The 3,576-nt window shown below is 61.4% G+C and carries 4 protein-coding genes and 1 pseudogene; all 5 read right to left on the reverse strand.

Annotation, left to right across the window (positions count from 1 at the left end; translation table 11 throughout):
- The coding region (eccD, locus tag ABDV69_RS20575; protein ID WP_343577632.1) for a type VII secretion integral membrane protein EccD at positions 1-665 on the reverse strand (665 nt) is incomplete at its 3' end.
- Between the two features lie 83 nt (positions 666-748).
- Positions 749-1,687: pseudogene (locus tag ABDV69_RS20580) on the reverse strand (MinD/ParA family protein); the annotation flags it as partial.
- 125 nt (positions 1,688-1,812) lie between these two features.
- Positions 1,813-2,649 carry an ESX secretion-associated protein EspG gene (locus ABDV69_RS20585; RefSeq protein WP_343577634.1) on the reverse strand — a complete coding sequence of 279 codons (837 nt, stop codon included), beginning with the start codon at positions 2,647-2,649 and terminating at the stop codon, positions 1,813-1,815.
- A gap of 64 nt (positions 2,650-2,713) precedes the next feature.
- The gene (locus ABDV69_RS20590; RefSeq protein WP_343577636.1) at positions 2,714-2,998 is read right to left on the reverse strand and encodes a WXG100 family type VII secretion target; all 285 of its coding nucleotides are present in this window, start codon (positions 2,996-2,998) and stop codon (positions 2,714-2,716) included.
- A gap of 49 nt (positions 2,999-3,047) precedes the next feature.
- Positions 3,048-3,359 carry a type VII secretion protein EsxD gene (locus tag ABDV69_RS20595; RefSeq protein WP_343577638.1) on the reverse strand — a complete coding sequence of 104 codons (312 nt, stop codon included), beginning with the start codon at positions 3,357-3,359 and terminating at the stop codon, positions 3,048-3,050.
- Positions 3,360-3,576: the final 217 nt, after the last annotated feature.

Below are 3,576 nucleotides of genomic sequence, written 5' to 3' on the forward strand. Positions count from 1 at the left end.
AGGCCCCCGATCGCACTCAGCGTGACAACCGTTGCCGCGAACGTGATGTGACGCTGCGTCACGACCGCGAGGCCGGTCGTCAATACGCCTGTTGCCAGAACGGCGATGAACACGTGGGCTGCGCCGACATTGCCGGGGGCGGCAGCGCCCAGGCCTACCGCCAGCAGCGGCGTCGCCAGCCAGCCGAACCCGTCGAGCAGGTCGCCGCGATGCGGACACCACCGGGCCACCGCGCCCGCCCCACCGGCAGCGAGCAGACCGGCCATGCCGGTCACGATGCTCGGCGCCATCGAGTCGCCGGCAACGCGAATCCGCAAGGCCAATGCGAGTATCGCGGCCGACAGCATCGCCAGGATCGCCAGCGCGGTGTGCGCCGCAGTGCCGGCCGTGACCGGTTCGAACAGCTTCTCGCCGACCCGCGCCAACCCGGTGGACAGCGACTCGTATTGCGGCTCAAAGGAGTCGCCCTCGACGACCGGAGCCAACACAAGCGTTGCGCCGTCTTCTACGCTTAGTTCGTCGAGGGTCTTCGTGACGTCGAGTCGCACGCCGTTGGCCTTGTGCAACTCATAACCCACGCCGGGCCCGAGACCGGCCAAGCCGCGACGCTTGAGTTCGTCATTGAGCAGTTCGACGATGTTGTCGACGAACACCTCAACGGGCACCGACGCCGGATATACCTGCGAGACCAGGTGTTCGCCACATACGACCGCAACCGCGCACCGTGCCGGAAAAGCGACTTTGGGCATTAACGTGGCCTGTCAGCGTCCGGAACGTATTTGTCCGCTAACGCCGCAGTGATCTCGAACAGCCGCAAGTGTGTTTTCTTCTGCAATTCATATTTCGTATCGATGATGCCGCCTTTGGCTAAATGCGGGTCGAATGGCATGAATTCGACGGTCGCCCCGGATTGCCCGAATCGCTCAGTGAGATAGGCGCGAGCGTTGGGGTCGTATTTATTGCGGCTGTCATTGAGAATGACCATGCTGCGCGACACCAATTCGTGGTAGCCCATCGACCGCAGCAAGTCGATCGACCGGGTGACCGGCAGTGACGTGTCCGCGGTGAGGCCCGCGACGAAGACCAGGGTGTCGCAGGCGTCGAACACCGCCTTCATCACTGGGTGCTCGAGGTCGTCCGACGTGTCGACCACGATGACGTTGTGGGTGCGACGAAGGCGCGACAGGACGCCGGCGAACATCGACGGAACCAGCGGCCGCGGCTGGTCGGATGCCCGGTTTCCGGCCAGCACGTCGAGCCCTAAGCTGTTCTGCCCCAAGTGTTCCCGAATGTCGGCATAGCCCTGCACATCGGTGTCGTTCAGGACGGCGGAGTAATCGCCTGGCGGCGATTCGTCGATCCGGCCGGCCAGCGTTCCGAAACCGGGGGCAGCATCGATGGCGACGACGTTCTCCGGCCGGCACTCACGGAACACCCCACCGATGCAGGCCGTCATCGTGGTCTTACCGACGCCGCCTTTGCCCGACACCACGCCGACCACGTACTGCTTACGAATGTGCCGGCGAATCCGGCCCTGCAATTCGCGATAATGACGCTCAGCCGGCGACTCACCGAGATTAATGGTCTGAAACGATGCGGTGTAGAGAAATTTCCGCCACCCCGCACCCGGCGGAATTTTCCGCGGAGCGACCATGTCGGAGATGCGCAATGTCCCCGAGACGGAGTTGGGATGCTGTGGACGCCACTCTGCACTGTGTCTCGACGACGGCACCTCTTGCTCCGTCGAATTAAATGGCGTGTCCCACGGATCTGTCACGATGCGGATGCTAACATGCGCGCCATAGCCTCTACTTACACAACCTTTCGGTAGGAAAACCATTCTTCACTGGCCGGTAACCGCCGAACCATATTGTTGATCGCGGCGGCGATGTTGGTGGTCGAACCGGGGGCCGCTACCACCCACTTCTTGCCCCCGGACGGAACCTGCTCGGCGACCAAGCGGCCCTCTGGAGAGTCGATGATCGCAACCGTGCCCGGTTCAACGAAAGTTCTTGTGGGGTGGCCTGTTTCCACACCGGATTGCAGCGCGACGATCGACGCCTGAGTTGATCGCGTGGGATCCGCGGCCAACAACAACATGCGTTGCTGATCGGCGTCCATTTGTTGGGTGGTCAGAAACCTTTTCAGCGACTCTCGACTCGTCACGCCGGCCAGCAATGCATCGACGTCGAGAGTGATCGGCCGAAAAGGGGCTGGCGTATTGGTTCCACATAATCTGTCGATCTGAGCAACGAGCACCGAGTTGGCAGCACCCTCGGCAGTCGCGGTTCCGGCGCCGCCGATCCGGACTAAATCTTCCGATCGCTCCATCACCACCCACCATTGAGCGAAGCGCGCCAGGACCGCCCGCGCTGGCTGCTCTCCCACTTCGGGATTGCGGACGTAAATGAGTAGTGCGACATCGCGGCGCGAGAGCACTGTCAGCCATTCGACAACAACCGGATCGACGGTCCCCGCTTCGTCGATGACGCCTGCGGCTCGCAATTCTGCGGCGATGGGATGCGCCAGGGCCGTCTGGGCTGTCTCGAAACTGGGCAGTATCGGGCGCAGACCCAGTTCAGGGGCAAGCACCTCGATGCCGGCGAGTATCTGAAGTACCCACAGCCCATCGATCGTGGTGGTCAACATGCCGATCTATCCAAGCCGCTGGGACGCACATGATTGCGTCCAAGCTGAAGTATCTCGACTCGCGTCAGAGGAAGAAGTTCGTCGAACTCGCGTCGGTTGCGTGGGCCGAAGCGTTGACAGAGTGAATGGTCTGGCCGTGCTGTGCCACCGTTTCGATGAGGCCTTCGAATCCTTTGAGCATTTGGATCTGCGCCTCGTAGAAAGCGTTGTGCGCCTGGCCTTGAAAGAAGCCGGCGATTTGGTCGGTCCGATGCTTGATATCGTCGTGATGCTCCATGAGGATCGCCGCTTGGTTTCCGACACCAGAGCCGAGGTCGTCAACTGCGCCGTGGTCGTACTGAATTGTCATGTGGTGGTTCCTAACTCACGAAGAATTGAATGGCTTTCTCGAAAGACGATTACGTGTTGGCGCCGCCGGCAAAGCTTGCGAGGCTGTGCGCCGAGTCCATTTCGTGTTGCTCCATCATGACCGCCACCTTGCCGAGGCCTTCGGCCAGTTTCGATCCCCACGTCACCGCTTGTGCCAGATCGTGCTGCACTTTTGTCGCAGTGTTGGTCGATGAGGCGTAGCCCTCGCCCTGCCAGGCAGCGCCCATCGCCTCATGGTTGGCCAGGTACTGGTTTGCAACGACCGTCGCGTGCTCTAACGCCGTCTGAATAGCCTGTTGCGTCGACCGCATCATCTCCGGCGTTACCTGAAGTAGTGCCATTACCTCTCCCTTAGCTAATGCCCCTGAGCGGGACGTGCCGCTAGTGTAAGCACGGCTGACAGGTAGGGCACGTCACCTTTTTAGTCCTCAGGTGCAGCCGCTTCACAGTCGAATCTGCTTCGCTCGTTATGCACCTCTGCCAGCGCGGGAGTGTTTTGCAAGGTCCGTGTAAAGCAGCACCCACACCTGCGTTCTTGGGCGCATTCCGACCGAAACC

It is taken from the genome of Mycobacterium sp., assembly GCF_039583785.1.
GTDB lineage: Bacteria > Actinomycetota > Actinomycetes > Mycobacteriales > Mycobacteriaceae > Mycobacterium.

Coding starts and splice junctions, on each gene's coding strand:
- ABDV69_RS20585 (WP_343577634.1), bottom strand. CDS start 2,649: ATGTTGACCACCACGATCGATGGGCTGTGGGTACTTCAGATACTCGCC.
- ABDV69_RS20590 (WP_343577636.1), bottom strand. CDS start 2,998: ATGACAATTCAGTACGACCACGGCGCAGTTGACGACCTCGGCTCTGGT.
- ABDV69_RS20595 (WP_343577638.1), bottom strand. CDS start 3,359: ATGGCACTACTTCAGGTAACGCCGGAGATGATGCGGTCGACGCAACAG.